This is a genomic window from Simplicispira lacusdiani (assembly GCF_003604195.1).
Classification (GTDB): domain Bacteria; phylum Pseudomonadota; class Gammaproteobacteria; order Burkholderiales; family Burkholderiaceae_C; genus Simplicispira; species Simplicispira lacusdiani.
The window spans coordinates 15,253-40,420 of sequence record NZ_QXGR01000012.1 but is presented as its reverse complement, the minus strand read 5'-3'; the positions used below and the strand labels follow the sequence as shown (position 1 = coordinate 40,420).

Here is a 25,168-nt window from a genome sequence, read left to right as displayed (position 1 = left end):
CGGGCGGGCACTGCCGCGCGCGGGCGTGGACGAAGGCGTGCCGGCCGGCGCCTGCGCCATGCCACCATGGCAGCGCCCGCCGCCACCAGGAGGATCAGTACCCCGGCGATCCACAACGACGAAACAGACACGGCTTGCACTCCCGGCGAAGGAAAAGGTGGCCAAGAATCCCCGCGCATCCAGCGGCCGAGACCCCTCGGGCACCGCCTGCGCCGCGCCCACATGGCGCGGCCCGCGGTCCTCGATGGCGCCTGTCCGGCTATTGCGCCAGCCGCGCCTGGTGCCGCGCGATCTGCGCGCGCACCTGCGCCGGCGCGGTGCCGCCCAGGGTGTTGCGCGCGCCGAGCGAGCCGCGCAGGCTCAGGCACTCGTACACGTCCTTCTCGATGCTGGCGTGGAAGCCCTGCAGCACGGCCAGCGGCAGTTCCGACAGATCGCAGGCGTGCGACTGCGCCGCCTTCACGGCGTGGGCCACGGTTTCGTGCGCGTCGCGGAACGGCAGGCCCTTCTTCACCAGGTAGTCGGCCAGGTCGGTGGCGGTGGCGTAGCCCTTCTTGGCCGCGTCTTCCATGGCCTGGGCATTGACGGTGATGCCGCCTTCCTTGGCGCCGGTGGCGGGGTTCACCTGGCCGCCCACCATCTCGGCGAAGATGCGCAGCGTGTCCTTGAGCGTGTCCACGGTGTCGAACAGAGGCTCCTTGTCTTCCTGGTTGTCCTTGTTGTAGGCCAGGGGCTGGCCCTTCATCAGCGTGATCAGGCCCATGAGGTGGCCCACCACGCGGCCGGTCTTGCCGCGCGCCAGCTCGGGCACGTCGGGGTTCTTCTTCTGCGGCATGATCGAGCTGCCCGTGGTGAAGCGGTCGGCGATCTTGATGAAGCCGAAGTTCTGGCTCATCCAGATGATGAGTTCTTCGCTCAGGCGGCTCACATGCACCATGCACAGGCTGGCGGCCGCCGTGAACTCGATGGCGAAGTCGCGGTCGCTCACGGCGTCCAGGCTGTTCTGGCACACGCCGTCCATGCCCAGCGTCTTGGCAACGCGCTCGCGGTCCAGCGGGTAGGTGGTGCCGGCCAGCGCGGCGCTGCCCAGCGGCAGCACGTTGGTGCGGCGGCGCACGTCCTGCATGCGATCAGCGTCGCGCTTGAACATTTCCACGTAGGCCAGCAGGTGGTGCGCGAAGCTCACGGGCTGGGCCACCTGCAGGTGGGTGAAGCCGGGCAGGATCACCTCCACGTTCTTGGCCGCCACTTCCACCAGCGCCTTCTGCAGGTCGGTGAGCAGGCCGCCAATCAGGTCGATCTCGCCGCGCAGCCACAGGCGCACGTCGGTGGCCACCTGGTCGTTGCGGCTGCGGCCGGTGTGCAGGCGCTTGCCGGCGTCGCCCACGAGCTGGGTCAGGCGCGCCTCGATGTTCAGGTGCACGTCCTCCAGGTCGAGCTTCCACTCGAACGCGCCGGACTCGATCTCCTGCGTGATCTGGGCCATGCCGCACTGGATGGCGGCGTGGTCGTCCTGGCCGATGATGCCCTGCGCGGCCAGCATCTCGGCGTGCGCCAGGCTGCCCGCGATGTCGGCCTGCCACAGGCGCTTGTCGAAGAAGACGCTGGAGGTGTAGCGCTTGACGAGGTCGCTCATGGGCTCGGAAAACAGCGCCGACCACGCCTGTGCCTTGGTGTCGAGCTGGTTGTGGGAAGGCTGGGAGGGTTGGCTGGTGGGCATGGCAGGGCAATAATCCGGTGGGAACAGACACCCGGAACGCCCGGATGCCGCAATGCAAGAGACGCAAATTTTATCGACCCTTCCTGGAGCACCGCCCGCTGGCCCCGCCGCCGCCCGCGCGGGCATGCCCGCCGGGCGTGCGCTGGTGTTCGACGCCTGCCATGCGGGCGTGGTGCTGCGCGCCGTGCTGTTCGTCGAGCTGGTACTGGCCGTGGGCGCCATGTTCGGCGCGGAAAACCCCATCGACTGGCTCTCCAGGCTGGCGCTGCTGACCGGCGGCGCACTGCCTGCCACGCTGGCCTGGCTGATCGCCGCGTGCAGCCTCAAGCAGGTGCTGCAGCGCCTGCCCACGCTGGGCCAGTACGCCGCGGGCGTGCTGCTGGGCGCGCTGGCGGGCCTGTGGGCCTGCGGCATGCTGGCCCTGGCAGGCCGGCTGGCCCATTCCCCCTGGGTGGCCAGCGCCGCCAGCGGCGCCCTGCTGTCAGCCCTGCTGGTGGCGGCCCTGGTGCTGCGCGCGCGCGGGCGCACGCCGGCGGCCACCACGGCGCGGCTCACGGAACTGCAGTCGCGCATCCGGCCGCACTTCCTGTTCAACACCCTCAACAGCGCCATTGCCCTGGTGCGCGCGGAGCCCGCCAAGGCCGAGTCGCTGCTCGAAGACCTGAGCGACCTGTTCCGCTCCGCCCTGGTGGAGCAGGGCGAGGCCGTCACGCTGGCCGAGGAGATCGGGCTCGCGCGCCGCTACCTGGCCATCGAGCAGGTGCGTTTTGGCGACCGGCTGCGCGTGCAGTGGCAGCTCGATCCACGCGCCGATGCCGCCCTGCTGCCCCCGCTGCTGCTGCAGCCGCTCGTGGAGAACGCCGTCAAGCACGGCGTGGAGCCCTGCGCGCGCGGCGGCAAGCTGCGCGTGCTCACCGAACAGCGCGGCAGCCGCGTGGTGGTGCGCATCACCAACACGCTGCCCGACGAACAGCCTGCCCGCGACGAAGCACCGCGCGGCCATGGCATCGCCCTGGCCAATGTGCGCGCCCGCCTGTCCCTGCTGCACGATGTGCAGGGAGAATTCAGCGCGGGCATCCAGGACGGCCTCTACCAGGTGCGCATCACCCTGCCCGCCCCACGGCCCGCCGTCGACCGCCCCCCTTCCGCCAACCCGCGCGAACGCGCGCGCTCCGCATGAACATCCTCATCGTTGACGACGAACCCCTGGCCCGCAGCCGGCTGCGCACCCTGGTGGGCGACTGCACCGACACCGAGCGCCACGCACTGGCCGAGGCCGCGACGGCGGCCGAGGCCATGTCGCTGCTGACTCCCAGCGGCGGACGCTCCTTCGATGTGGTGCTGCTCGACATCCACATGCCCGGCCAGGATGGCCTGTGCCTGGCCCAGACGCTGCAGACCCTGAGCCACCCGCCGGCCGTGGTGTTCGTGACGGCGCATGCCGACCATGCCGTGAGCGCCTTCGAGCTGGACGCCGTGGATTACCTGACCAAGCCGGTGCGGCTTGAGCGCCTGCAACAGGCACTGACCAAGGCCCAGCGCGCCCTGCGGCCGGCCGGCGGCGCGGCCCTGGCGGCCCCGGTGGCGCAGGCGGCGGCCCTGCCCCCGGGCGAAACCCTGGTCATCCAGGACCGGGGCCGCACCGAGCGCGTGCCGCTGTCCGAGGTGCTGTACCTCAAGGCGGAACAGAAATACGTGACCGTGCGCACGGCCGCGCGCAGCTACATCCTGGACGGCTCGCTGAGCGAGCTCGAAGCGCGCCACCCCGGCCAGTTCCTGCGCATCCACCGCAACGCGCTGGTGGCGCGCCGGGCCGTGCGCGCGCTGGAAAAGCACTACGACCCCGAGGAAGGCGAGGGCTGGGCCGTGCGCCTGCATGGGCTGGCCGAGCTGCTGGCCGTCTCGCGCCGGCAGGTGGCCGCGGTGCGGGAAGAAATCGCGCGGGCCTGACCGATCAAGCGCGAGCCGGGCCCTCCAGGCGGGGCGCCCAGTCTTCCAGCAGGCCGGTATCGATGCGCCGCTGCAGCAGGCGCTGCCAGGAGGCCGGCAGCGGCAGGGCACACGCAGCCCGCAGATCGGCGGATTCGAGCACCGGCTGGTAGAGCAGGTCGAGCAGCCGCAGCAGCGGCCACTGCGGGTATGGGCGATGCTCCAGCACCAGATCCGCGCCCGCCCACAGGCAGCCCTCTTCCAGCACACGGTAGTACCAACCGGTGCGGCGGGACTGCTGCACGCGCCGCGCCATGCCGGGCAGGCCAAAGCGTTCGTCGAGTTTCCAGCAGGGTTGGCGCGCCTGGGTCACTTCGAGCAGGGCCTCGCCCGCGCGCCAGCGGTCGCCCAAGCACACGCTGGCCTCGGTGAGCCCCAGGCCATGCAGGTTCTCGCCAAAGGCGCCGGGAGCGCCCAGCAGCGCATGGCCGCCCAGTTCTGCGCGCCAGGCGCCGTAATGCTCCAGCGGGTAGTGGTGCACGGCCTTGTCCAGGCCGCCATGCAGGCGCGGGTCGCCCTGGGCATCGCCCACCAGGCCCAGGGCCAGGGCGCGCACCCGGCCCGTCACGGGGGTCTTGTGGATGGCGCTGCGGCTGTCGCGTGCGTAGGGCTGCACCGCTCCGGTGCAGACGGCCTCGATGCGGGTGGCCATGCCGATGCGCGGCAAAGCCCTCAGCTGCCCAGGCCCCGGCGCAGCTCCTTGAGCAGCAGCGTGACCTGGTTGGACGCATGGCGGTAGCCCCCATGGAACAACTGCTGGGCCTTCTCATGCTCGCCAGCCTGGTGGAGTTCCACCACATGCGCCGCCTGGAGGTGGAAGTATTTGTGCCGTGCCACCAGCATCTCGAAGGCCGGGTACTGGCCCAGCTTCTCGCGGCCCGAGCCGCGCAGCCATTGGCCCAGGGGGCAGGATTCATGCTGCCCCACGGCCGCTGGATCGAGCACGTCGTCCGACTGTCCGTCCAGCATGCCCTGCAGGCGCAGCTTCAGGTCTTCATGGCTGGCGATGGCGGAATCGATGTCGAACTCGGTCATCAAGGTGGCCGCGTACTCGGGGTCCAGCACCAGCTCGCTGGCGTTGTCCTCGTAGGACCAGGTCGTATCGGGGCTGGCCGGGTCTTGTTCCCGAAAGCTGAATAAACGGCTGAAAAAACCCATGCATCACCTCGTGCTGTCCAAGAGCCATCCCGGCTGCGCCAGCCTCCGGTCACAGCACGGCCTTTGCGGGCCGATGGAAACATTTTGTTCGACCCGGCGCGTTTTGGCTACTTCTTCCTCGCCATGCCGCGCACCTGCGCGACAGCCAGCGCATGGCGCAAGCCCCTCCGGGGGCTGTCGCCGCACGGATTCCACCCCACGCGGGCCGTGGCGCAGCCGCCGCCAGGGTCAGCGCGCAAGGTAGCCGCCGTCCACCGGGTAGTAGGCACCGGTGACGAACGAGGCGCGGTCGGACGCGAGCCAGGCCACCAGCTCGGCCACCTCTTCCGGGCGGCCCAGGCGGCCGATGGGGTGCGCGGCCGTCAGCAGGGCGTTCACCGCGGCGTCCTGCTCCAGCGCCTCGATCATCGGCGTATGGATGAACGCCGGGCCCACGGCGTTCACGCGCACGCCCAGGGCGGCGTATTCCACGGCCGCCGCCTTGGTCAAACCCAGCACACCGTGCTTGGCCGCGGTGTACGCCGGTGCGCTGGCGAATGCCACGGCGCCCAGGATGGAGGCGATGTTGACGATGGCGCCGCCGCCGCTGGCCAGCATGGCGGCGATCTGGTGCTTCATGCCGTAGAACACACCCGACAGGTTGACGTTGATGACCTGGTCCCAGGCCTCGACGGGATAGTCCGCCGTGAAGGCCTGCGCGCCGCCGATGCCGGCGTTGTTCACGGCCACGTCGAGCCGGCCGAAGCGCTCCAGCGCGCGTCGCACCAAGGCCTCGCACTCGGCGGCGGCGCCCACGTTGGCGGGCACGAAAAGCGCCTCGCGGCCCTGCGCGCGCACCAGCGCCGCGGTGTCCTCGCCGCCCGCGGCGCTCAGGTCGGACACGACCACGTTCGCGCCCTCGCGGGCGCACACCTGGGCGATGGAGCGGCCGATTCCCGACGCCGCGCCCGTCACCAGCACCACCTTGTCTTGCAGCAACACCATGCGTCTCTCCTCGTGTTTACCAAGCACCGCGCGCGGCATCTTGGCGCGCGCCCTGCGCCCCCCGGCGAATCCCGCCCCGGCAGCGGCTACCATCATGCCCTGCCATCCACCCGCACCGCAACCAAACCCGCATGCCCGCCTTCACCTTCGAAGCCCTCGACGAGCAGGGCCAGACCCGCAAAGGCATCGTCGAGGCCGACTCGGCCAAGGCGGCGCGCAGCCAGTTGCGCGCGCAAGCGCTGGTGCCGCTGGCCGTCGAGCCCGTGGGCGACCGCCCCGCCGGCGCCGCCACCGGCCACCTGTTCACCCGGCCGGTGTTCGGCACGGCCGCGCTGGCCATCTGGACCCGGCAGCTCGCGGGGCTGGTGGCCTCGGGCCTGCCGCTGGAGCGCGCGCTGACGGCCCTCTCCGAAGAGGCCGAGAACGAGCGCCAGCGCCACCTGGTGGCCGTGCTGCGCGCCGAGGTCAATGCCGGCTCGACCTTCGCGCGCGCCCTGCAGCAGCACCCGCGCGAGTTCTCCGACATCTACTGCGCCGTCATCGGCGCGGGCGAGCACAGCGGCCACCTCGGCCTGGTGCTCGAACGCCTGGCCGACGACCTGGAGGAGCGCCAGGAGCTGCGCGCAAAGCTGGTGGGCGCGGCGCTGTACCCGGCCATCGTCACCCTGGTGGCCATCGCCATCGTGCTGTTCCTCGTGAGCTACGTGGTGCCGCAGGTGGCCAGCGTGTTCGCGGGCACCAAGCGCGCCCTGCCCTTCCTCACGGTGGCCATGCTGGCCCTCAGCGCCTTCGTGCGCAACCATGGCTGGTGGCTGGGAATTGCTCTTGTTTTGATAGCTATTGGCGCTCGCTGGTCCTTGGGTTTTGCCACATTTCGCCAAAAATTCGATGCCGCCTGGCTGAACCTGCCGCTGGTGGGCCGCCTGGCACGCGGCTACAACGCGGCGCGCTTCGCCGGCACCCTGGCCATGCTCGCCGGCGCGGGCGTGCCCATCCTCAAGGCGCTGCAGGCGGCGGCCGAGACCCTGAACAACCGCGCGCTGCGCGCCGATGCGCTCGACGCCCTGGTGCTGGTGCGCGAGGGCGCGCCGCTGGCCTCGGCGCTGGCGCAGAAGAAGCGCTTCCCCAGCCTGCTGCCCATGTTCGCCCGCCTGGGCGAGCAGACCGGCCAACTGCCCGTGATGCTGCAGCGCGCCGCCACGCAGCTCTCGGCCGAAGTGCAGCGCCGCGCCCTACACTTGGCGACCCTGCTGGAGCCGCTGCTCATCGTGACCATGGGCCTGGTGGTCATGCTCATCGTGCTGGCGGTGCTGCTGCCCATCATCCAGCTGAACCAATTCATGAAGTGACACCATGGCCGTGACATTGGACGACAAGCTGGTGGTGGCGATCTCGTCGCGCGCCCTGTTCGACTTCGAGGAAGAGAACCGCGTCTTCGAGAAGGACAACGACCGCGCCTACGTGGAGCTGCAGCGCCAGCGGCTGGAGGTTCCTGCCGCGCCCGGCGTGGCGTTCTCTCTGGTGCGCAAGCTGCTCGCGTTCAACACCCCCGAGCACCAGCGGGTGGAGGTGGTGCTGCTCTCGCGCAACGACCCGGTGAGCGGCATGCGCGTGTTCCGCTCGTGCAAGGCGCACGGCCTGCCCATGGTGCAGCGCGGCGTGTTCACGCAGGGGCGCGACCCGTTCCGCTACCTGCGGCCGCTGGGCGCGCACCTGTTCCTCTCGGCCAACGAAGCCGACGTGCGCGAGGCACTGCACCTGGGCTACCCGGCCGCGCGCGTGCTGACGGAATCGGTGCAGGCCGGCGGCTCGAACCCGCACGAGGTGCGCATCGCCTTCGACGGCGACGCCGTGCTGTTCTCCGACGAGGCCGAGCGGGTCTACCAGGCCGAGGGCCTGGCCGCGTTCCAGCGGCACGAGTCCGACAAGGCCGCCCAGCCCCTGCCCGACGGGCCGTTCAAGCCGCTGCTGGCGGCCCTGCACCGCCTGCAGTCGGCCGGCGAGGACGGCGGCACGGGTATGCGCATCCGCACCGCCCTGGTCACGGCGCGCAGCGCGCCGGCGCACGAGCGCGCCATCCGCACGCTGATGGGCTGGAACATCGCGGTCGACGAGGCCATGTTCCTTGGCGGCCTGCAAAAAGGCGAGTTCCTGCGCGAATTCGAGCCCGATTTCTTCTTCGACGACCAAACCGGCCATGTCACCTCGGCCGCCCTGCATGTGCCCGCCGGCCACGTGAGCAGCGGCATCGCGAATCCGCCGCCGCCGGGTGCCGCGCACTGAAGCGGCGTGGCTCACTGCACTTTTGGGTCCAGAATGCAAAAAGCGCCCGCAGAACGGGCGCTTCAAGCTATCAATAAAAGAGCGTGCAGTGGCCCGGTCAGAGCCCGCCGGTGCGCTTGACCTTGGGGTCGGCGTAGGTGATGGGCTCGTTCTTGGCCTGCTGGGCGAGGCGCTCCTGCAGCGTGGTCTTGTTGATGTCCTGCGCCAACTCGATGGCGCTGCCGCTGGCGCGCCACATGGACTGCAGGAATTCCAGCAACTGCTTGTAGATCGGCTCCTTGGGCGGCTCGGGCGGCTCCTCGACCGTTTCCTTCTTCTTGACCTCGGTCCAGTCGCGGTTTGGCGCGTCGGGGTCCGAGGGCTTGTCCGGCGCCTTCACGATGGCACCCTCGCCCAGCCGGTCCATGGACTCGACGGCGTTGGCGGGGTTGATGGGGCGCACGGGCACCGCACCAGAAGCCCCGGTGGAGTACAAATCAGCGCCCTGGGGACGCCAGATCGGTGATCGGTCTACAGGTGGCAATTGCATGGCAGTGGCCCGGTTGGTGGATTGAATTCGAGAAGGCTTTAGCCCCTTCTCGAACAATCATTTCGGCAAAAAAAAGGGGAAATTAAGCCTTTTTTGACCGATCACCCCGAATTAAGTGTTTTCACCTACTTCCAAGCCCTGCCCGGGCTCACAGGAAGCGTTCGAGGATGCGCCGCGAGGCCTTGTCCAGGGCCGTGCTGTCAGGGATGGCGTACTGCACGCCCTCGCCGCTGGCGATCAGCAGCGAGGTGCGGCCCTGCAGGCGCCGGATGTCCTCCTCGGCCTTCAGCACGAAGCGCGTGGGGCCCCGATCGGTCTCAACCATCCAGGTGCAGGGGGTTGAAAAGCTTGATACCTCAAGGATTTTCGTGATAGTGGGCACAAACTCCCGCACGGCCAGCTCTTCCTTCACCAGGCGGCGCACCGGCTCGGGCAGGTCGGCCATGCGCTCGATCCAGAGCAGCTCGTGGCCGTCGGCGCCCATGAACGAGAGGCCGTCCTCGGGCGCGGCGATGGGAAAGGCGCGCACCGGCAGCACGCCGGCGTGCGCGGGGCCACCGGGAAGCTGCAGCACCAGCCGGCCGTGGGCGTCGCGGTGCAGTTGCAGGGCGGAAAGGGAAGCGGAGGACGGCATGGGGAAGATCCTGGTCAGGAGTTGCCGGCAGGGTGCGCCGGGTGCAGCAGGCCGCTGTCGATGATGACGCCGGCGGCCTGCGCGTCCTCCTCGGCGCGGCGGGCCTGGGCTTCGTAGAGCCGCCAGTAAGCGCCCTGCTGTTCCATGAGCTCGTCGTGCGGGCCCACTTCGACCACCTCGCCACGGTCCATGACCACGAGGCGGTCGGCCTTGCGCAGCGTGGACAGGCGGTGGGCGATGGCGATGGTGGTGCGGCCTTGCACCAGGTTGTCCAGCGCCTTCTGGATTTCCTTCTCGGTCTCGGTGTCCACGGCCGAGGTGGCCTCGTCGAGGATCAGGATGCGCGGGTCGATCAGCAGCGCCCGGGCGATGCTGATGCGCTGGCGCTCGCCGCCCGACAGGCCCTGGCCACGCTCGCCCACCAGCGAGTCGTAGCCATGCGGCAGGCGCAGGATGAATTCATGCGCGTGCGCGGCGCGCGCGGCGGCCACGATCTCCTCGCGCGTGGCATCGGGCTTGCCGTAGGCGATGTTTTCGGCGATGGTGCCGAAGAACAGGAAGGGTTCCTGCAGCACCAGGCCGATGTGGCGGCGGTAGTCGGCCACCGAGAAGCGCCGGATGTCGATGCCGTCGATCTGGATCGACCCCTCGCTCACGTCGTAGAAGCGGCAGATCAGGTTCACCAGCGTGCTCTTGCCCGAGCCGCTGTGGCCCACCAGGCCGATCATCTCGCCAGGGCGGATGTCCAGGTCCATGTCCTTGATGACGGCCCGGCTGCCGTAGCGGAAGCCGACGTTGCGCATGGCGATGGCGCCCCGCACCTTGTCCACGTGCACCGGCTGGGCCGGGTCGGGCACGTTGCTGACGTGGTCGAGGATGTCGAAGATGCGCTTGGCGCCGGCCGCCGCCTTCTGCGTGACCGAGACGATGCGGCTCATGGAGTCGAGCCGACCGTAGAAGCGCCCGATGTAGGCGATGAACGCCGTGAGCACCCCGACCGTGATCTGGCTCTTGGAGACCAGCCAGATGCCGAAGGCCCAGACCACCAGCAGGCCGATCTCGGTGAGCAGCGACACCGTGGGCGTGAACAGGCTCCAGGTCTTGTTCAGGCGGTCGTTCACCTCCAGGTTGTGCTGGTTGGCGTCGCGGAAGCGCTGGGCCTCGCGCTTTTCCTGGGCAAAAGCCTTGACCACGCGGATGCCTGGAATGGTGTCGGCAAGCACGTTGGTCACCTCGCTCCATACGCGGTCGATCTTCTCGAAGCCGGTGCGCAGGCGGTCGCGCACGGTGTGGATCATCCAGCCGATGAAGGGCAGCGGCACCAGCGTGACCAGCGCCAGCCACGGGTTGATGGAGAACAGGATGGCCGCCGTCATGACGATCATCAGCACATCGGTGAGGAAATCCAGCGCGTGCAGCGACAGGAAGACGTTGATGCGGTCGGTCTCCGAGCCGATGCGCGCCATGAGATCGCCCGTGCGCTTGCCGCCGAAATAGTCGAGCGACAGGCGCAGCAGATGCTCGTAGGTGGTGGTGCGCAGATCGGCGCCGATGCGCTCGGACACGAGCGCCAGGATGTAGGTGCGCGCCCAGGAAAGCCCCCAGGCCAGCAGCGCCGACAGCAGCAGGCCGCCGAGGTAGAACATCACCAGGCCCGGGTCGATCTTCTGGCCGTTCTGGAACGGGATCAGGATGTCGTCCATCAGCGGGATGGTCAGGTAGGGAGGGACCAGCGTGGCCGCCGTGGAGGCCAGGGTCAGGCCGAACCCCGCCGCGAGCTGCGCGCGGTAGGGACGCGCGAAGCGCCACAGGCGCAGCAGCACCCAGGTGGAGGTCTGCGGCGGCTGGGCGCGGGCGCAGGCCGGGCACTCCTCGGTGTCGGGCGGCAGGGGCGTATGGCAAACGGGGCAGCGGGCTTCGTCGGCATCGTCGGCCAGCGGCGTGAGGCTGGACAAACGCTCGATCTGGTGTTCGAAACGCTGCACCAGGCTCAGTGCCTGGGCATGGTTGCCGAGCGTGAAACGCCAGAAAGCCAGGCGCTGCTGGCCGTCGTGCAGCTCCAGCGTGCCCACGCCGCCGTGGTCTTGCAGGCGCAGCCCCAGGCCGGGCATGAGCATCCACTCCTTCCAGCCATCGCTGCCGGGCTCACGCACCAGCAGGCGCTGCGGGGTCAGGGCCAGCAGCCCCTCACCAAAACGCAGTTCGGCGCTCAGGTCAACCTCCAGCGCGGCCCGCACGTTCTCGTGGGAAGCGAGCCGGGCTCGCAACTCGGCCCCGAAAGGGCTATTCAAGACACCGAAGGCGTCCACAGGATGGTGATTTTGCATTTTGGTTGGTGTTTCCGCCCCTGGCAGCCCGCAGTGCCTGTTCCCGCGGAAGCTGGAATTCTCCCCGATACGGGCTTGCCGGGTGCAATGTTCTCCCCCCATAACGCGCACACCCTCCCTTGCGCTGACAGTCCGCGCTGACCCCGGACTGGCGCACAATCGGGCTATTTCCGTCTCGCTCTCCCGCAAAGCCCCATCTCCAGGCCGGAACCTTCCTACCCGCTGCAACCCATGGCGAAATTCAACGACATCCAACTGCTGCGCATCAATTACCTGCGCGGCCCCAATATCTGGACCTACCGCCCCGCGCTCGAAGTGTGGCTGGACCTCGGGGCCCTCGAAGACCACCCCTCCCACCAGATCCCCGGATTCAATGAACGCCTGACGGCCTGGCTGCCGGCGCTGATCGAGCACCACTGCGGCGTGGGCGAGCGCGGCGGCTTCCTGCAGCGCCTGCAGGAGGGAACCTGGTGCGGCCACGTGCTGGAGCACATCGTCATCGAGCTGCTGAACCTCGCCGGCATGCCCACGGGCTTCGGCCAGACGCGCAGCACCTCGGTGCGCGGCGTCTACCGCATGGTGTTCCGCGCCCGCGACGAGCAGGTGGCGCGCATGGCGCTGGAGCAAGGCCACCGCCTGATCATGGCGGCCCTCAACGACGAGCCCTTCGACGTGCAGGCCGCCGTGGCCAAGGTGCGCACCGAGGTGGACGACCAGTACCTCGGCCCCAGCACGGCCTGCATCGTGACCGCGGCCACCGACCGCGGCATCCCCCACATCCGCCTGAACGACGGCAACCTCGTTCAACTGGGCTACGGCGCCAGCCAGCGCCGCATCTGGACGGCCGAGAGCGAATTCACCAGCGCCATCGCCGAGGGCATCGCCTCCGACAAGGACCTGACCAAGAGCCTGCTCAAGTCCTGCGGCGTGCCCATTCCCGAGGGCCAGGTGGTCCACAGCCCCGAGGAAGCCTGGGAGGCCGCGCAGGACATCGGCCTGCCCGTGGTCGTCAAGCCGTCCGACGGCAACCACGGCCGTGGCGTGACGCTGGACCTGCGCAAGAAGGAAGACATCGAGGCGGCCTACCACGTGGCCTACCCCGAGGGCAGCGACGTGATGGTCGAGCGCTTCATTCCCGGCGACGAGCACCGCCTGCTGGTGGTGGGCGGCAAGGTCGTGGCCGCCGCGCGTGGCGAGGTGGTCAGCATCACCGGCAACGGCCGCTCCACCGTCAAGGAACTGATCGACAGCCAGCTCAACTCCGACCCGCGCCGTGGCTACGAAGAGGAATACCCGCTGGAGATCATCGACCTGGCAACCGACTCAAAGGTGCAGCTCGAACTCAAGCGCCAGGACCTGGATGCCGACTCCGTGCCCGCAGCGGGACGCCAGGTGGTGGTGCAGCGCAATGGCAACGTGGCCGTGGACTGCACGGACGACGTGCACCCCGAGGTGGCCTACATCGCCCAGCTCGCCGCCAAGGTGGTGGGCCTGGACATCGCCGGCATCGACATGGTGGCGCAGGACATTGCCAAGCCGCTGCACGCGCAGGGCGGCGCCATCGTCGAAGTGAACGCCGGCCCCGGCCTGCTGATGCACCTCAAGCCCGCCGTGGGCGCGCCACGCCCCGTGGGCCAGGCGATCGTCGAGCATTTGTTCCCCTCGGAAGACCACGGCGAGGACGCCGGCCGCATTCCGGTGGTGGGCGTGGCGGGCACGCGCAATACCACGACCATCGCCCGCCTGGTGGCCTGGCTGCTGCACCTGAGCGGGCGGCACACCGGCCTGGCCTGCCGCGAGGGCCTGTTCCTCGACCGCCGCCGCGTCGACGCCGCCGACAGCGCCCACTGGGAAGCCGCGCACCGCCTGCTGATGAACCAGATGGTGCAGGCCGCCGTGATCGAGAACGACGCGCGCACCATCCTGCGCGACGGCCTGGCCTACAACCGCTGCCAGGTCGGCGTGGTGACCGACATGGACGGTGTGGCCGGCCTGGCCGATTTCGACGTGCATGAGCAGGAACAGATGACCAAGGTGCTGCGCACCCAGGTGGACGTGGTGCTCGACAAGGGCGCCGCCGTGCTCAACGCCGCCGAGCCGCAGGTGGCCGCGCTGGCGCCTCTGTGCGACGGCAGCGTGGTGCTGTATGCGCAAGATCCCCTGCTTCCCGCCATCGTGGAGCACCGCGCCGACGATGAATACGGCCGCGCCGTGTTCGTCAAGAACGGCCGCGTGGTGCTGGCCACGGGCCACACCGAGCATGTGCTGGGACCGCTGTCCGACCTGACCTTCGGCCGTGGCGCCGTGGTGCCCGACACCGACGCGCTGCTCGCGGCCATCGCCACCGCCTGGGCCCTGGACATCTCGCCCGACCTCATCGGCGCGGGCATCAAGACCTTCGAACCCGAACAGCCCAGCGTGGACACGGCCCGCGCCTGAGCGCCGGCCGGCCTGAACCCAACCATCGCCCCGCGACAGAACACTGAAAGACCGACCCCATGGATGTATCCCGCATCAGGGCCCTGCGTGGCCCCAACCTCTGGAGCCGCCACATGGCCATCGAGGCCGTGGTGGCCTGCGACGAATCGGAACGCGCCATCTCCCGGATCGAAGGCTTCGAGACGCGGCTGCGCGCCCTCTTCCCCGCCATCGGGGTGCTGCGCACCGAAGGCAGCGACACCGACCTCTCGCTCGCCCATGTCCTGCAGACGGCGGCGCTGGCCCTGCAGGCGCAGGCCGGCTGCCCGGTGACCTATGCCCGCACCACCGCCACGGTGGAGTCCGGGGTGTACCAGGTGGTCGTCGAATACAGCGAGGAGGCCGTGGGCCGCCAGGCCTTCGAGGACGCCCGGCAGCTCATCCAGGCCGCCCTCGGCCACGGCGGCTTCGACGCCGAGGCCGCCATCGCCAACCTGCGCGAGCTCGACGAGGACGAGCGCCTGGGCCCAAGCACCGGCGCCATCGTCGAGGCCGCGGTGGCGCGCGGCATCCCCTACCGGCGCCTCACCCGGGGCAGCCTGGTGCAGTTCGGCTGGGGCTCCAAGCAGCGCCGCATCCAGGCCGCCGAGATCGACTCCACCAGCGCCGTGGCCGAATCCATCGGCCAGGACAAGGACCTCACCAAGCGCCTGCTGCACGCCGCGGGCGTGCCCGTGCCGCTGGGCCAGCCGGTCGAAACAGTGGAAGAAGCCTGGGCCGTGGCCCAGAAGGTCGGCCTGCCCGTGGTCGTGAAGCCGCAGGACGGCAACCAGGGCAAGGGTGTCACGGTCAACATCACCGACCGCGCCCAGCTCGAAGAGGCCTACAAGAACGCCGCCGAATACGGCACCGTGATGGTCGAACGCTTCCTGCCCGGACAGGATTTCCGCCTGCTCGTGGTGGGCGACCAGCTCGTGGCCGCCGCGCGCCGCGAGCCGCCCCAGGTGCTGGGCGACGGCGAGCGCAGCGTGCGCGAGCTGGTGGACATCGTCAACCAGGACCCGCGCCGTGGCGAGGGCCATGCGACCTCGCTCACCAAGATCCGCCTGGACGACATCGCCATCGCGCGCCTGGCGCTGCAGAACCTCACGCCCGACTCCGTGCCCGAAAAGGGCCAGCGCGTGGTGCTGCGCAACAACGCCAACCTCTCCACCGGCGGCACCGCCACCGACGTGACCGATGACGTGCACCCCGCCGTGGCGGCGCGCGCCGTGGCGGCGGCCCAGATGGTGGGCCTGCACATCTGCGGCGTGGACATGGTGGCCGAGACCGTGCTGCGCCCGCTCGAAGAACAGGGCGGCGGCTTCGTCGAGGTGAACGCCGCGCCCGGCCTGCGCATGCACTTGGCGCCCAGCTACGGCAAGCCGCGCGCCATCGGCCAGGCCATCGTGGACCGGCTCTACGCCCATGGCCAGGACGGCCGCATTCCCGTGGTGGCCGTCACCGGCACCAACGGCAAGACCACCACGGCGCGCCTGATCGCCCACCTGTTCTCGGCCCAGGGCCTGCGCGTGGGCATGACCAACACCGATGGCGTCTACGTGAACGGCCGCCAGATCGACAGCGGCGACTGCAGCGGCCCCAAGAGCGCCCGCAACGTGCTGCTGCACCCCGAGGTGGACGCCGCCGTGTTCGAGACCGCGCGTGGCGGCATCCTGCGCGAGGGCCTGGGCTTCGACCGCTGCCAGGTGGCCGTGGTGACCAACATCGGCGCGGGCGACCACCTGGGCCTGAACTACATCACCACGGTGGAAGACCTGGCCGTGCTCAAGCGCGTGATCGTGCAGAACGTGGCCGCCACGGGCTACGCCGTGCTCAACGCCACCGATCCCATCGTCGCCGCCATGGCCTCGGCCTGCCCCGGCAAGGTCATCTACTTCGCCAGCGACCGCCACCACCCCGTGATGGCCACGCACCGCGCCCAGGGCCACCGCACGGTGTATGTCGATGGCGATTCCATCGTCGCCTCGGAAGGCTCCTGGCGCGAGACCATCCACCTGCGCGACGTGCCCATCACGCGCAACGGCAAGATCGGCTTCCAGGTGGAGAACGTCATGGCCTCCGTGGCTGCCGCCTGGGGCGTGGGCCTGCCCTGGCAGACCATCCGCCGGGGCCTGTCGGGCTTCGTCAACGACAGCGACAACGCCCCCGGCCGCTTCAACGTGATGGACTACCGCGGCGCCACCGTGATCGCCGACTACGGCCACAACCCCGACGCCATGCGCGCCCTGGTGCAGGCCGTGGACGCCCTGCCCGGCAAGCGCCGCAGCGTGGTCATCAGCGGCGCGGGCGACCGGCGCGACGAGGACATCCGCGACCAGACCGTCATCCTCGGCGCGGCCTTCGACGACGTCATCCTCTACCAGGATGCCGCCCAGCGCGGACGCGCCGACGGCGAGGTGATGGCGCTGCTGCGCGAGGGCCTGGCCGGCGCCACGCGCACCCGCCACATCGAGGAGATCCGGGGCGAATTCATCGCCATCGACACCGCGCTGGCGCGCCTGCAGCCGGGCGACCTGTGCCTGGTGCTGGTGGACCAGGTGGAAGAAGCCCTGGCCCACCTGGCCCAGCGCTGCAGCGAAGCCGGAGCCACGGCATGAGGCTGCGCCGCGTCCTGGCCTGCGCTACCCTGCTGGCCTGCGGCGCCGCGCTGGCGGCCGAGGGCGAGAAGATCGGCACCGTGGACACGGCCTTCCAGTGGATCGGCCGCGACCACGACATCCTGGTCGAGGCCTACGACGACCCCGCCGTCCAGGGCGTGACCTGCTACGTTTCGCGTGCCCGCACGGGAGGCATCAAGGGCACGCTGGGCCTGGCCGAGGACCGCGCCGAGGCCTCCATCGCCTGCCGCCAGACCGGCCCCATCGCCTTCCCGCAGCCCCTGCGCAAGCAGGAAGAGGTGTTCAGCGAGCGCATGTCCATCCTGTTCAAACGCCTGCGCATCGTGCGCATGGTGGACCCGGCGCGCAACGTGCTGGTCTACCTCACGTATTCCGAGAAGCTCATCGACGGCTCGCCGCAGAACAGCGTGACGGCCGTGCCAGTGGACCGCGCCACCGCCATTCCGCTGCGGAAATAGGTTCTGTCGAGGTTTTTATAAAAAACAGGCTCTGACGCCCATCCAATAAGCGCCAGAAGCTATTAAATTAATAGCATTTATGCCTGCGCCGCGATCTGGCGCAGCGCCTGTTCGAACACCTCTACGGGCTGGCCGCCCTGGATCAGGTGGCGGTCATTGATGATGATGGCCGGCACCGAGTGGATGCCCTGGCGCAGGTAGAACTGCTCGCGCTCGCGCACCTCGGCGGCGAAGCGGTCGGACGCCAGCAGCGCGCGCGCTTCCTCAGCATCCAGCCCCACCTCGCCCGCCACGCGCGCCAGCACGTCATGGCTGCTCGGGTCCTGCCCATCGGTGAAATAGGCCGTGAACAGCGCGTGTTTCAGGGCCGGCTGCACGCCCTTTTCCTCGGCCCAGTGCAGCAGGCGGTGCGCGTCGAAGGTGTTGTAGATGCGGCCGCGCCGTTCCATGGCGAAGGTGAATCCCAGTTCGGCGCCGCGCGCGGCGATGGCTTCGCGCGTGCGCTGGCTCTGCTCGGGCGTGGCGCCGTATTTTTCCTGCAGGTGCTCGCCGATGTCCTGGCCCTCGGGGCCCATCTGCGGATTCAGTTCGAACGGCTGGAAATGCAGATCCAGCGCCACGTCCTCCCGCAGCCGGCCGGCGGCCTGTTCCAGCGCATGCAGGCCGATCGCGCACCAGGGGCAGGAAATGTCGGAAACGAAGTCGATCTTCAGGGTCTTGGGCATGGTGCGGCTCAGGGAGGCTGGGGCCGCCATGGTAGGGCCAATGCAATACCCCCTGCAGGCTGCGGCCCGGGCAACCGGTGACCGTGCCAGACCGACAAAGTTCAAGGGTAGATTGTTCTAAAAACTGGAACAGTCAGTTTGCGACTGAGTAGTTTTTCTTTGAACTACTGGGGCGTACAGTTCAACCCATCGATGAGACGCAACCCACACGGGAAGCCCACCGAAGCCGGATCGGCACCACGAGGACGTGGAAGCGGACCCGGGTCCTGCAACACTTTTTGAAGGAATTCACCATGACCGCATCCCGCATCCTCTCCGTCGCCGCCGTTGCCGCTTTCGCCTCGTTCGGCGCCCAGGCCAGCGAACTGTACGGCACCAACTTCGAGGCCGGCGTCCAATCCACCCGCGCCCGTTCCACCGTCCAGGCCGAAGCGGCCCAGGCCGTGACGCAGTTCAAGAACTTCACCGTGGCCGCCCCGGCCGGCGCCGCATCGGACGTGAGCCGCACCACCGTGCGCGCCGAGGCCGTGACCGCTGCCCGCGCAGGCGCCATCGCCCTGGGCGACCGCAGCTGAACCGCCGGCCTTCCCGCCCCCCTGAACCACTTGCTTCTCCAAAGGTACACACCATGACCGCATCCCGCATCCTCTCCGTCGCCGCCGTTGCCGCTTTCGCCTCCTTCGGCGCCCAGGCCAACGACCTGTACGGCACCGATTTCGAAGCCCGGTTCCAGCCCAGCCGCGACCGCGCCTCGGTGCAGACCGAAGCCGTGCAGGCCGTGACCCAGTTCAAGAACTTCACCCCCTCGGGCAGCCTGGACCGCGCTCCCTCCGTCACCAGCCGCGACGCCGTGCGCGCCGAGGCCGTGACAGCCGCCCGCTCCGGTGCCATCGCCATCGGCGAGCGCGGCTGAGGCACGGCGACGCCCCTCTCTCCATAGGAAACTTCAGCCCGCACGGCGCACGCCTGCGGGCTTTTTTGCGTCCGCACCAACCCCATGGCAAGCCCTGCCGTGGGCATGCCAGAATCGGCCATGCCCGCCCCACAGGAACTTGCCGCCACCTATGCCGCCTCGGCGCCGGACGCTGCTTCCGACAGCGCCATGACCGTGCTCTACCGGGCCGCCCTTGGCCCGGTCAACACGGAGCGCTACCTGCCCCGCTTCGCGCAGTTCGACACCACCGGCCGCACACGCCCCGGCTGGAACTGGGCCGCCGGCCTGTGCACCCTGAACTGGATGGCACTGCGCAACCTGTGGGGGCCCGCGCTGATCTACGTGGCTGCCGCCGAGGGGCTGGGGCTGCTGGTGTTCGGGGCGGTCCGGCAGGCCCTGTCATGGCCCGACACCGTGCAGTGGGCGCTGATCGCGGCCTTCGCCGTGCTGGCCTGTGTCCTTCCAGGCCTCTATGGCGATGCCGTGCTGCACACGGAAATCCGCAAGCGCATCGCCAAGGCACTGGCCGCCACGCGTGACATTCCCGAAGCCTGCGCCCTGCTGGGCCGCCAGGCCAGTTCATGGCAGCGGCTCATCGCCCTGGCCTTGCTCAACCTCGTCCTGGCCGGCGTGGCATCGGCGGCCTACTGGTATCTGCCGCCCGACGGCCCGGGGCACTCCGCTTCCTCGGAAAATACCGCGCCGTCCCTCCAGGACTCCACGGCGCACAACACCCCGGCCCCCGCGGCGGCGCCATTGCCCATCACGGCCGCCTCCGAGCCCGTGGCCGCTGCCGCTCCACCGGCATCGACCCCCTCCCAGCCCGCCAGCGCACCCGAGGCACCTGCACCTGCACCTGCACCTGCACCTGCACCTGCACCTGCACCTGCACCTGCACCTGCACCTGCACCTGCACCTGCACCTGCACCTGCACCCGCATCTGCGTCCACGCCAGGCAAGGCCGAACCCAAGGCCGCGCCCGCACCCAGAGGAGCGGCCACCAGCAGTGCCCGTACCTCAACGTCCGCGCCAACGGCGCCTGCCGCGCGGCGCGCGCCCGCCAGCAAGGCCGAGGCACAATCCACGGCCTCCAGCGCCTCTGCCGCCGCATCGGCGGCCAGCACATCCAGCCCCGTGGTGGGGACCGCGCCGGGGTACTACATCAATGTGGGCCTGTTCGCCGAAGAGGCGAATGCCCGCCGCGCCCAGTCACGGCTGCTGAACGAAGGGCTGCCTGCCTTCCGCCAGACGCTGGAAACCGCCAAGGGCAAGCGCATCCGGGTGCGCGTCGGCCCCTATGCCCATGCCAAGGAGGCGCAGGCTGCCGCCGCGCGCATACGCGGCATGCAACTGGAGGCCGTGGTCTTCAAACAGTGAGCGCAGGCAGCAGGCCTGCCGCACGGGCCGTCAGCCACGGTACCGTATTCATACCGTATAGGCAGAACGGTTATTGCTCTTTATCGTTGCGGCATCGCGGCCCCACGGGCGGGCCGCTGGAACACGAGAGACATCCATGAGCCTTGTCCACCTGCTGCAGCGGCACGCCCGCCTGTCCCCCGGCCGCACGGCCATCCTGCAAGGCGCCACGCCCCACGCCACCTATGGCGAATGGGCGGCCCGCAGCGCCGCCCTGGCCTGGCGCATGCAGGCCGAGGGCCTGGTGCCGGGCGACCGGGTGCTGCTGTTCATGCGCAACCACCCGCGCTACCTGGAGGTGCTGCTGGCAGCCTGGTGGGCGGGGCTGGTGGTGGTACCGGTGAATGCCAAGCTGCATGCGCGGGAGGCCGAATGGATCGTGGACAACGCCCAGGCGCGCTGGGGGTTCGTCACCTCCGACGTGGCGCTCGGGCCATTGGCCGGGCTGGAGCGGCAGATCGACGTGGAATCCGCCGAGGCTGATGCGCTGCTGGCTCCCGTGACCGACCCCTGGACCGTTGCCGCCGTCGAGCGAGCGCCCGACGATGTGGCCTGGTTGTTCTACACCAGCGGCACCACCGGCCGCCCCAAGGGCGTGATGATCACGCACCGCAACCTCATGACGATGGGCCTGGCCTATTTTGTCGATGTGGACCCTGTGGCCGCGCAGGACGCCATCGTGTACGCGGCGCCCATGTCCCATGGGGCGGGCCTCTATGCCATTCCGCACCTGATGGCCGGTGCGCGGCATGTGGTGCCAGCCTCCGGCGGCGTGGAGCTCGCCGAACTGTTCGACCTGGGCTGGCAGCTCGGCCCCCTGACCACCTTCGCCGCGCCCACCATCGTCAAGCGCCTGGTGGACCATGCCGAGCAGGCGGGCATCGGCCCGGAAGAATCCGCGCGCGCTTTCAAGACCATCGTCTATGGCGGCGCCCCCATGTACATGGCCGACATCCAGCGCGCGCTGCATGTGATGGGGCCGCGCTTCGTGCAAATCTACGGCCAGGGAGAAACCCCCATGGTGGCCACGGCCCTTTCGCGCGCGCACCTGGCCGACGCCGCGCACCCGCGCCACCTGGAGCGCATCGCCTCGGTGGGCGTGGCACAGACGCCGGTACAGGTGCGCGTGACCGACGAGCAGGGCAATGGCCTGCCCACGGGCGCGGTGGGCGAGGTGGTGGTCCGGGGCGACAGCGTGATGGCAGGCTACTGGCGCAATCCCGAAGCCACCGCGAGCACATTGCGCGATGGCTGGCTGTTCACGGGCGATGTGGGCTGCCTGGATGCGGAGGGTTTCCTCACGCTCAAGGACCGCAGCAAGGACCTCATCATCAGCGGCGGCTCCAACATCTACCCGCGCGAGGTCGAGGAGGTGCTGCTCACGGCCCCTGGCGTGGCCGAGGTGGCCGTGGTGGGCGCGCCCGACCCCGAATGGGGCGAGGTGGTCGTGGCCTTCGTGGTGCCGCAGCCCGGCGCCCAGCCCACGCGCGAGGCGCTCAACGCGCACTGCCTGGAGCAGATGGCACGCTTCAAGCGCCCCAAACGCTACGTGATGGTGAGCGAACTGCCCAAGAACCACTACGGCAAGGTGCTCAAGACAGCACTGCGCGAGCGCCTGACCATGCCCGCCGTCTGACCCTGCGGCGCGCCGGCCGGCGCCCGGCTTACTTGGCGGCCGCCCGGGCGGCTTCCGCCTTGGCCTTGGCTTCGTCGGCCTTGCGCTGCAGCTCCTTGGCCTCCTTCTCGGCGGCTTCGGCCTCCTTGGCCTTGGCGTCCTTGTCGGACGCCATGCCGCCCGCCAACGCATTGCCGGCCATGGTGCCCGCCACGGCGCCCACGGCCGCAGCACCCATGGTGCCCATGAGGCCCGGACCGCGCGCGGCGGGGGCTGCCGGCGCCGCAGGCGTAGCCGGGGCGGCGGCAGGGGCAGCAGCAGCAGGGGCGGTGGGCGCTGCGGCCTTCGGAGCCACGGGCGCGGCCGGGGCGGCCGGCGCCTTGCCGATGCTGGCGGGGGGAACGGATCGCTTGCCGCCGCCCAGGCGCTTGGCGTGTGCCAGCGAAGGCACGGCCAGGGCAGCAATGGACAGGGCAATCACGGCCGTGGTGGCGCGCAGGGATGTGTTCATGAAACCTCCAAGAATCGAGTAGAAAGTTTGCGAAGATGTGGCACGCGATCAGTCGCTGCTGCCGCCCAGGCCGAACAGGCTCATCAGGCTGGTGAACAGGTTGAACAGCGAGACGAACAGGCCCACCGTGGCCAGCACGTAGTTGGTTTCGCCACCGTTCACGATGCGGCTGGTTTCGAACAGGATCATGCCGGCCGACAGCAGGGCCACCATGGCCGACACGGCCAGGCCCAGCGCGGGCATCTGGAAGAAGACCGCCGCCAGGCCCGCCAGCAGGGCGATCACCATGCCGGCGAACAGGAAGCCGTCCATGAAGCTGAAGTCACGCTTGGTGGCCAGCACCCAGGCCGACAGGGCCAGGAAGGTCACGCCCGTGGCGCCCAGCGCCAGGGCAATGGTCTGCGCGCCACCCGGCAGCGCCAGGTGCATGGACAACACGGGCCCCAGGGTGTAGCCCATGAACCCCGTCAGCGCAAACACGGCCGGAATGGCCCAGCCGCTGTTCTGCTGCTTGTGCACCAGGAACAACAAACCGAAGTAGCCTGCCAGGGTGATGATCAGACCGGGCGTCGGCAACCGCAGGGCCACGCTCAGCGCGGCCACCGCCGCGCTGAACAGCAGCGTCATGGACAGCAGGGCATAGGTGTTGCGCAGCACCCGGTGCGTGGCAATGGTGGCGCCCCAGCCCGATCCGGTGGTGCGTGTGGAGTGAGCAAGAGTCTGGTTCATGGTTTCCTTTCGATGGCACGGAACATTCCGCGCTGGTGAGCCCTGACATTAGGGCCACTATCACATCGAAAAAAGCAGATAATTCATGAATTAATTTCCCGTAAATACTGAAAATGAGCCTGGCATTCAACTACCGGCACCTGTACTACTTCTGGATCGTGGCCAAAGAAGGCGGCATGTCCCGTGCCGCCGCGCGCCTGGACATGGCGGTGCAGACCGTGAGCGCCCAGGTGCGCGAACTGGAACGCGACCTCGGCTGCCAGTTGCTCAAACCCGCAGGACGCGGGCTGGCCCTGACCGAGGCCGGCATCGCCGCACTGCAGCAGGCAGAACACATCTTCCAGATCGGCGAGGCCCTGCCCGACCTGGTGCATGCCGCCACCCGGGTGGCCACGGTGCGCCTCACGGTGGGCATCGCCGATGGCCTGCCCAAGCTGGTGGTGCAGCGCCTGCTGCAACCCGTGCTGGAAACCCCCGATCTGCGCCTGGTGTGCCACGAAGGCGAAATGGCCGATCTGCTGGCCGACCTCGCCGTGCACCGGCTCGACGTGGTGCTTTCAGACCACCCGGCGCCCTTCAACCCGCACCTGAAGGTGCACAACCATCCGCTGGGCACGTCGGGCATGGGCTGGTACGCGCCCGAGCCCTGGCACGCCCTCGCCAGGGACGGCTTTCCGGCGTCGTTGGCGCAGGTTCCGGTGCTGCTGCCCACCACGCATTCCACGGTGCGCGCACGCATCGACCAGTGGCTGGCGCAGCGCGGGCTGCACCCACGGGTGGCCGGCGAGTTCGAGGACAGCGCCCTGCTGGAAACCTTTGGCGGCAGCGGGCTGGGCGTGTTCCCCGCCGCGCTGGCCGTGCAGAAGGATCTGCTGCTACGCCACCAAGTACGCCTGCTCGGCCCATGCGAGGGTGTCGAGGAGCACTACTACGCGATCAGCACCGAGCGCCGGGTGGAGCACCCAGTGGTGCGGCAGCTGCTGGGCAGCGCCCGACGGCCGTAGGCTTCAACCCGGCGCCCAGGGCAGGACGGGCGCGGCGATGCGCCGGCCTTCGCCACCCTTCACGGAGCCGAAGCGGGGCCCTTGCGCCTCCCACTCGCGCTGCGCCTCGGTGATCGCCTGCCGGCTGAAGCCCACGAAGTTCCACCACATGAACAGGGTTTCATCGAACGGCTCACCGCCCAGCAACAGCACCCGGCTGCCCGGGGCGAACGCAAGCGGCAGCTCCTGCCGGTGCATGCCCAGGTAGGCGAATTCACCAGGGCCAAACACCTCTCCCGCCACCGTGATGCGCCCTTCCAGCGGCAGGAGGCCGTATTCGAAGGCGGGGTCCAGGGGCATGCGCAGAACCGTACCCTGGGCACTGTGGATGTCCAGCCCCACCAAGGGCGAATAGAGGCGTGCCGGCGCCGTGCGGCTTTCATACGTGCCGGCCAGCAGCGTCAGCACGCACCCCTCGCGCGTCCAGACAGGCAGGTCGGGGTAGTGGTCGAAGGCCGGTGCGCAATCGGCAAAGCGGGACGGCAGCGCGATCCACAGCTGCGCGGCATGCAGGCTGCCGGCGGTGGACAGCGAATCCTCGGTGTGGACGATCCCCCGGCCGGCGGTCATCAAATTGACCTGGCCGGGCCGGATGACCTGCTCGCTGCCCAGGCTGTCCCGGTGCAGTATTTCGCCCTCGACCATCCAGGTGAATGTCTGCAGGCTGGTGTGCGGGTGCGCGCCGACATGCATGGCCTGCCCAGGCGCGAAGACCACGGGGCCGATATGGTCCAGAAAGCACCACGCGCCCACCATGCGCCGCTGCCGCGTGGGCAAGGCGCGGCGGATGGCCAGGCCCTCGCCCAGCTCGGTCGCGCGCGCGGCGATGCGCTCGACCGGCGCCCCGGCGGATGGTTCCAGCATGCGTTCATCGTGGTCCATGGCGATCTCCTGGCAACAGCCAATGCCTGAGGAGCCTTGCCACACCATGGCACCTTCCCTGGCATTGGTGTCCATGGTACGAGACATCCAGCCTGGATGCCCGGGCGGTTGCCTCACGGGCCCAAGCGCATA

Annotated in this window: 23 protein-coding genes; 12 read left to right on the top strand and 11 right to left on the bottom strand. The window is 69.4% G+C overall.

All coding sequences use genetic code 11. From position 1 onward, the window contains the following. Positions 1-259: 259 nt before the first annotated feature. A complete protein-coding gene (argH, locus tag D8S75_RS15170) occupies positions 260-1,720 on the bottom strand; it encodes an argininosuccinate lyase (RefSeq protein WP_119967194.1) in 1,461 nt (486 codons plus the stop codon). Between the two features lie 52 nt (positions 1,721-1,772). Between argH and D8S75_RS15165 the strand changes: the two genes are divergently transcribed. Both D8S75_RS15165 and D8S75_RS15160 read left to right on the top strand, forming a co-directional pair. Next, positions 1,773-2,900, top strand: coding sequence for a sensor histidine kinase (locus tag D8S75_RS15165; RefSeq protein WP_119967193.1), 1,128 nt, complete (start codon positions 1,773-1,775; stop codon positions 2,898-2,900). Beyond that, entirely contained in the window at positions 2,897-3,670 is a 774-nt protein-coding gene (locus D8S75_RS15160) for a LytR/AlgR family response regulator transcription factor (RefSeq protein ID WP_119967192.1), read from the top strand. The genes D8S75_RS15165 and D8S75_RS15160 overlap by 4 nt, the downstream gene beginning before the upstream one ends. 4 nt (positions 3,671-3,674) lie before the next feature. On the opposite strand, the gene D8S75_RS15155 is transcribed toward D8S75_RS15160, so the two are convergent. From D8S75_RS15155 to D8S75_RS15145, 3 genes are all read right to left on the bottom strand, one after another. Then, on the bottom strand, positions 3,675-4,361 hold the full coding sequence (locus tag D8S75_RS15155) for an MOSC domain-containing protein (protein WP_119967258.1): 687 nt from the start codon (positions 4,359-4,361) through the stop codon (positions 3,675-3,677). A 20-nt stretch (positions 4,362-4,381) separates the two neighbouring features. Then, on the bottom strand, positions 4,382-4,867 hold the full coding sequence (locus D8S75_RS15150) for a CZB domain-containing protein (RefSeq protein WP_119967191.1): 486 nt from the start codon (positions 4,865-4,867) through the stop codon (positions 4,382-4,384). Between the two features lie 228 nt (positions 4,868-5,095). After that, positions 5,096-5,845 (bottom strand): SDR family NAD(P)-dependent oxidoreductase, encoded by a 750-nt coding sequence (locus D8S75_RS15145; RefSeq protein ID WP_119967257.1) that lies wholly within the window; start codon positions 5,843-5,845, stop codon positions 5,096-5,098. 137 nt (positions 5,846-5,982) lie between these two features. Between D8S75_RS15145 and gspF the strand changes: the two genes are divergently transcribed. Beyond that, the gene (gspF, locus tag D8S75_RS15140; RefSeq protein WP_119967190.1) at positions 5,983-7,200 is read left to right on the top strand and encodes a type II secretion system inner membrane protein GspF; all 1,218 of its coding nucleotides are present in this window, start codon (positions 5,983-5,985) and stop codon (positions 7,198-7,200) included. Positions 7,201-7,204: 4 nt separating this feature from the next. Beyond that, the gene (locus D8S75_RS15135; RefSeq protein WP_119967189.1) at positions 7,205-8,134 is read left to right on the top strand and encodes a 5'-nucleotidase; all 930 of its coding nucleotides are present in this window, start codon (positions 7,205-7,207) and stop codon (positions 8,132-8,134) included. A 97-nt stretch (positions 8,135-8,231) separates the two neighbouring features. On the opposite strand, the gene D8S75_RS15130 is transcribed toward D8S75_RS15135, so the two are convergent. The 3 genes from D8S75_RS15130 to D8S75_RS15120 all read right to left on the bottom strand — a co-directional run bounded on the left by D8S75_RS15130 (position 8,232) and on the right by D8S75_RS15120 (position 11,624). Beyond that, positions 8,232-8,663 carry a hypothetical protein gene (locus D8S75_RS15130; protein WP_119967188.1) on the bottom strand — a complete coding sequence of 144 codons (432 nt, stop codon included), beginning with the start codon at positions 8,661-8,663 and terminating at the stop codon, positions 8,232-8,234. A gap of 148 nt (positions 8,664-8,811) precedes the next feature. Beyond that, positions 8,812-9,297 carry a cyanophycin metabolism-associated DUF1854 family protein gene (locus tag D8S75_RS15125; RefSeq protein WP_119967187.1) on the bottom strand — a complete coding sequence of 162 codons (486 nt, stop codon included), beginning with the start codon at positions 9,295-9,297 and terminating at the stop codon, positions 8,812-8,814. Between the two features lie 14 nt (positions 9,298-9,311). Continuing rightward, positions 9,312-11,624 (bottom strand): cyanophycin metabolism-associated ABC transporter, encoded by a 2,313-nt coding sequence (locus D8S75_RS15120; protein WP_119967186.1) that lies wholly within the window; start codon positions 11,622-11,624, stop codon positions 9,312-9,314. A gap of 231 nt (positions 11,625-11,855) precedes the next feature. Here D8S75_RS15120 and D8S75_RS15115 point away from each other — a divergent pair, with 231 nt between their 5' ends. From D8S75_RS15115 to D8S75_RS15105, 3 genes are read left to right on the top strand one after another with little or no spacing between them, the layout of a single operon-like run. After that, a complete protein-coding gene (locus D8S75_RS15115; RefSeq protein WP_119967185.1) occupies positions 11,856-14,063 on the top strand; it encodes a cyanophycin synthetase in 2,208 nt (735 codons plus the stop codon). Between the two features lie 59 nt (positions 14,064-14,122). After that, positions 14,123-16,702: a cyanophycin synthetase gene (gene cphA, locus D8S75_RS15110; protein WP_119967184.1), complete on the top strand. Its 2,580-nt coding sequence runs from the start codon at positions 14,123-14,125 to the stop codon at positions 16,700-16,702. Next, positions 16,699-17,181, top strand: coding sequence for a CreA family protein (locus D8S75_RS15105; protein WP_119967183.1), 483 nt, complete (start codon positions 16,699-16,701; stop codon positions 17,179-17,181). Before cphA ends, D8S75_RS15105 begins: the two co-directional genes overlap by 4 nt. 77 nt (positions 17,182-17,258) lie before the next feature. Here D8S75_RS15105 and D8S75_RS15100 read toward each other — a convergent pair whose 3' ends face one another. Next, positions 17,259-17,906, bottom strand: coding sequence for a DsbA family oxidoreductase (locus D8S75_RS15100; protein WP_119967256.1), 648 nt, complete (start codon positions 17,904-17,906; stop codon positions 17,259-17,261). Between the two features lie 293 nt (positions 17,907-18,199). On the opposite strand from D8S75_RS15100, the gene D8S75_RS15095 reads away from it, so the two are divergent. From D8S75_RS15095 to D8S75_RS15080, 4 genes are all read left to right on the top strand, one after another. Then, positions 18,200-18,481 (top strand): DUF4148 domain-containing protein, encoded by a 282-nt coding sequence (locus D8S75_RS15095; protein ID WP_119967255.1) that lies wholly within the window; start codon positions 18,200-18,202, stop codon positions 18,479-18,481. Positions 18,482-18,534: 53 nt separating this feature from the next. After that, entirely contained in the window at positions 18,535-18,819 is a 285-nt protein-coding gene (locus D8S75_RS15090; RefSeq protein ID WP_119967182.1) for a DUF4148 domain-containing protein, read from the top strand. Between the two features lie 84 nt (positions 18,820-18,903). Further along, entirely contained in the window at positions 18,904-20,217 is a 1,314-nt protein-coding gene (locus tag D8S75_RS15085) for an SPOR domain-containing protein (protein WP_232829065.1), read from the top strand. Between the two features lie 136 nt (positions 20,218-20,353). Further along, on the top strand, positions 20,354-21,892 hold the full coding sequence (locus tag D8S75_RS15080; protein ID WP_119967180.1) for a class I adenylate-forming enzyme family protein: 1,539 nt from the start codon (positions 20,354-20,356) through the stop codon (positions 21,890-21,892). 28 nt (positions 21,893-21,920) lie between these two features. Here D8S75_RS15080 and D8S75_RS15075 read toward each other — a convergent pair whose 3' ends face one another. Together D8S75_RS15075 and D8S75_RS15070 are read right to left on the bottom strand one after the other, a co-directional pair. Next, positions 21,921-22,382, bottom strand: a complete 462-nt coding sequence (locus D8S75_RS15075; protein ID WP_119967179.1) for an ABC transporter substrate-binding protein — start codon at positions 22,380-22,382, stop codon at positions 21,921-21,923. 48 nt (positions 22,383-22,430) lie between these two features. Then, positions 22,431-23,111, bottom strand: coding sequence for a Bax inhibitor-1/YccA family protein (locus tag D8S75_RS15070; RefSeq protein WP_119967178.1), 681 nt, complete (start codon positions 23,109-23,111; stop codon positions 22,431-22,433). Positions 23,112-23,224: 113 nt separating this feature from the next. On the opposite strand from D8S75_RS15070, the gene D8S75_RS15065 reads away from it, so the two are divergent. Then, entirely contained in the window at positions 23,225-24,115 is an 891-nt protein-coding gene (locus D8S75_RS15065; RefSeq protein ID WP_119967177.1) for a LysR family transcriptional regulator, read from the top strand. Between the two features lie 3 nt (positions 24,116-24,118). On the opposite strand, the gene D8S75_RS15060 is transcribed toward D8S75_RS15065, so the two are convergent. Continuing rightward, positions 24,119-25,036: a pirin family protein gene (locus D8S75_RS15060; RefSeq protein ID WP_232829064.1), complete on the bottom strand. Its 918-nt coding sequence runs from the start codon at positions 25,034-25,036 to the stop codon at positions 24,119-24,121. Between the last annotated feature and the right edge of the window lie 132 nt (positions 25,037-25,168).

Excerpts from the sequence above, each read along its gene's own strand:
- D8S75_RS15120 (WP_119967186.1), bottom strand. The coding sequence starts at position 11,624 with ATGCAAAATCACCATCCTGTGGACGCCTTCGGTGTCTTGAATAGCCCT.
- D8S75_RS15065 (WP_119967177.1), top strand. The coding sequence starts at position 23,225 with ATGAGCCTGGCATTCAACTACCGGCACCTGTACTACTTCTGGATCGTG.
- D8S75_RS15105 (WP_119967183.1), top strand. The coding sequence starts at position 16,699 with ATGAGGCTGCGCCGCGTCCTGGCCTGCGCTACCCTGCTGGCCTGCGGC.
- cphA (WP_119967184.1), top strand. The coding sequence starts at position 14,123 with ATGGATGTATCCCGCATCAGGGCCCTGCGTGGCCCCAACCTCTGGAGC.
- D8S75_RS15165 (WP_119967193.1), top strand. The coding sequence starts at position 1,773 with ATGCAAGAGACGCAAATTTTATCGACCCTTCCTGGAGCACCGCCCGCT.
- D8S75_RS15125 (WP_119967187.1), bottom strand. The coding sequence starts at position 9,297 with ATGCCGTCCTCCGCTTCCCTTTCCGCCCTGCAACTGCACCGCGACGCC.
- D8S75_RS15060 (WP_232829064.1), bottom strand. The coding sequence starts at position 25,036 with ATGGACCACGATGAACGCATGCTGGAACCATCCGCCGGGGCGCCGGTC.
- D8S75_RS15095 (WP_119967255.1), top strand. The coding sequence starts at position 18,200 with ATGACCGCATCCCGCATCCTCTCCGTCGCCGCCGTTGCCGCTTTCGCC.
- D8S75_RS15135 (WP_119967189.1), top strand. The coding sequence starts at position 7,205 with ATGGCCGTGACATTGGACGACAAGCTGGTGGTGGCGATCTCGTCGCGC.
- D8S75_RS15130 (WP_119967188.1), bottom strand. The coding sequence starts at position 8,663 with ATGCAATTGCCACCTGTAGACCGATCACCGATCTGGCGTCCCCAGGGC.
- D8S75_RS15155 (WP_119967258.1), bottom strand. The coding sequence starts at position 4,361 with ATGGCCACCCGCATCGAGGCCGTCTGCACCGGAGCGGTGCAGCCCTAC.
- D8S75_RS15160 (WP_119967192.1), top strand. The coding sequence starts at position 2,897 with ATGAACATCCTCATCGTTGACGACGAACCCCTGGCCCGCAGCCGGCTG.
- D8S75_RS15075 (WP_119967179.1), bottom strand. The coding sequence starts at position 22,382 with ATGAACACATCCCTGCGCGCCACCACGGCCGTGATTGCCCTGTCCATT.
- D8S75_RS15115 (WP_119967185.1), top strand. The coding sequence starts at position 11,856 with ATGGCGAAATTCAACGACATCCAACTGCTGCGCATCAATTACCTGCGC.
- D8S75_RS15150 (WP_119967191.1), bottom strand. The coding sequence starts at position 4,867 with ATGGGTTTTTTCAGCCGTTTATTCAGCTTTCGGGAACAAGACCCGGCC.
- D8S75_RS15100 (WP_119967256.1), bottom strand. The coding sequence starts at position 17,906 with ATGCCCAAGACCCTGAAGATCGACTTCGTTTCCGACATTTCCTGCCCC.
- D8S75_RS15080 (WP_119967180.1), top strand. The coding sequence starts at position 20,354 with ATGAGCCTTGTCCACCTGCTGCAGCGGCACGCCCGCCTGTCCCCCGGC.
- D8S75_RS15070 (WP_119967178.1), bottom strand. The coding sequence starts at position 23,111 with ATGAACCAGACTCTTGCTCACTCCACACGCACCACCGGATCGGGCTGG.
- D8S75_RS15085 (WP_232829065.1), top strand. The coding sequence starts at position 18,904 with ATGGCAAGCCCTGCCGTGGGCATGCCAGAATCGGCCATGCCCGCCCCA.
- gspF (WP_119967190.1), top strand. The coding sequence starts at position 5,983 with ATGCCCGCCTTCACCTTCGAAGCCCTCGACGAGCAGGGCCAGACCCGC.
- D8S75_RS15090 (WP_119967182.1), top strand. The coding sequence starts at position 18,535 with ATGACCGCATCCCGCATCCTCTCCGTCGCCGCCGTTGCCGCTTTCGCC.
- argH (WP_119967194.1), bottom strand. The coding sequence starts at position 1,720 with ATGCCCACCAGCCAACCCTCCCAGCCTTCCCACAACCAGCTCGACACC.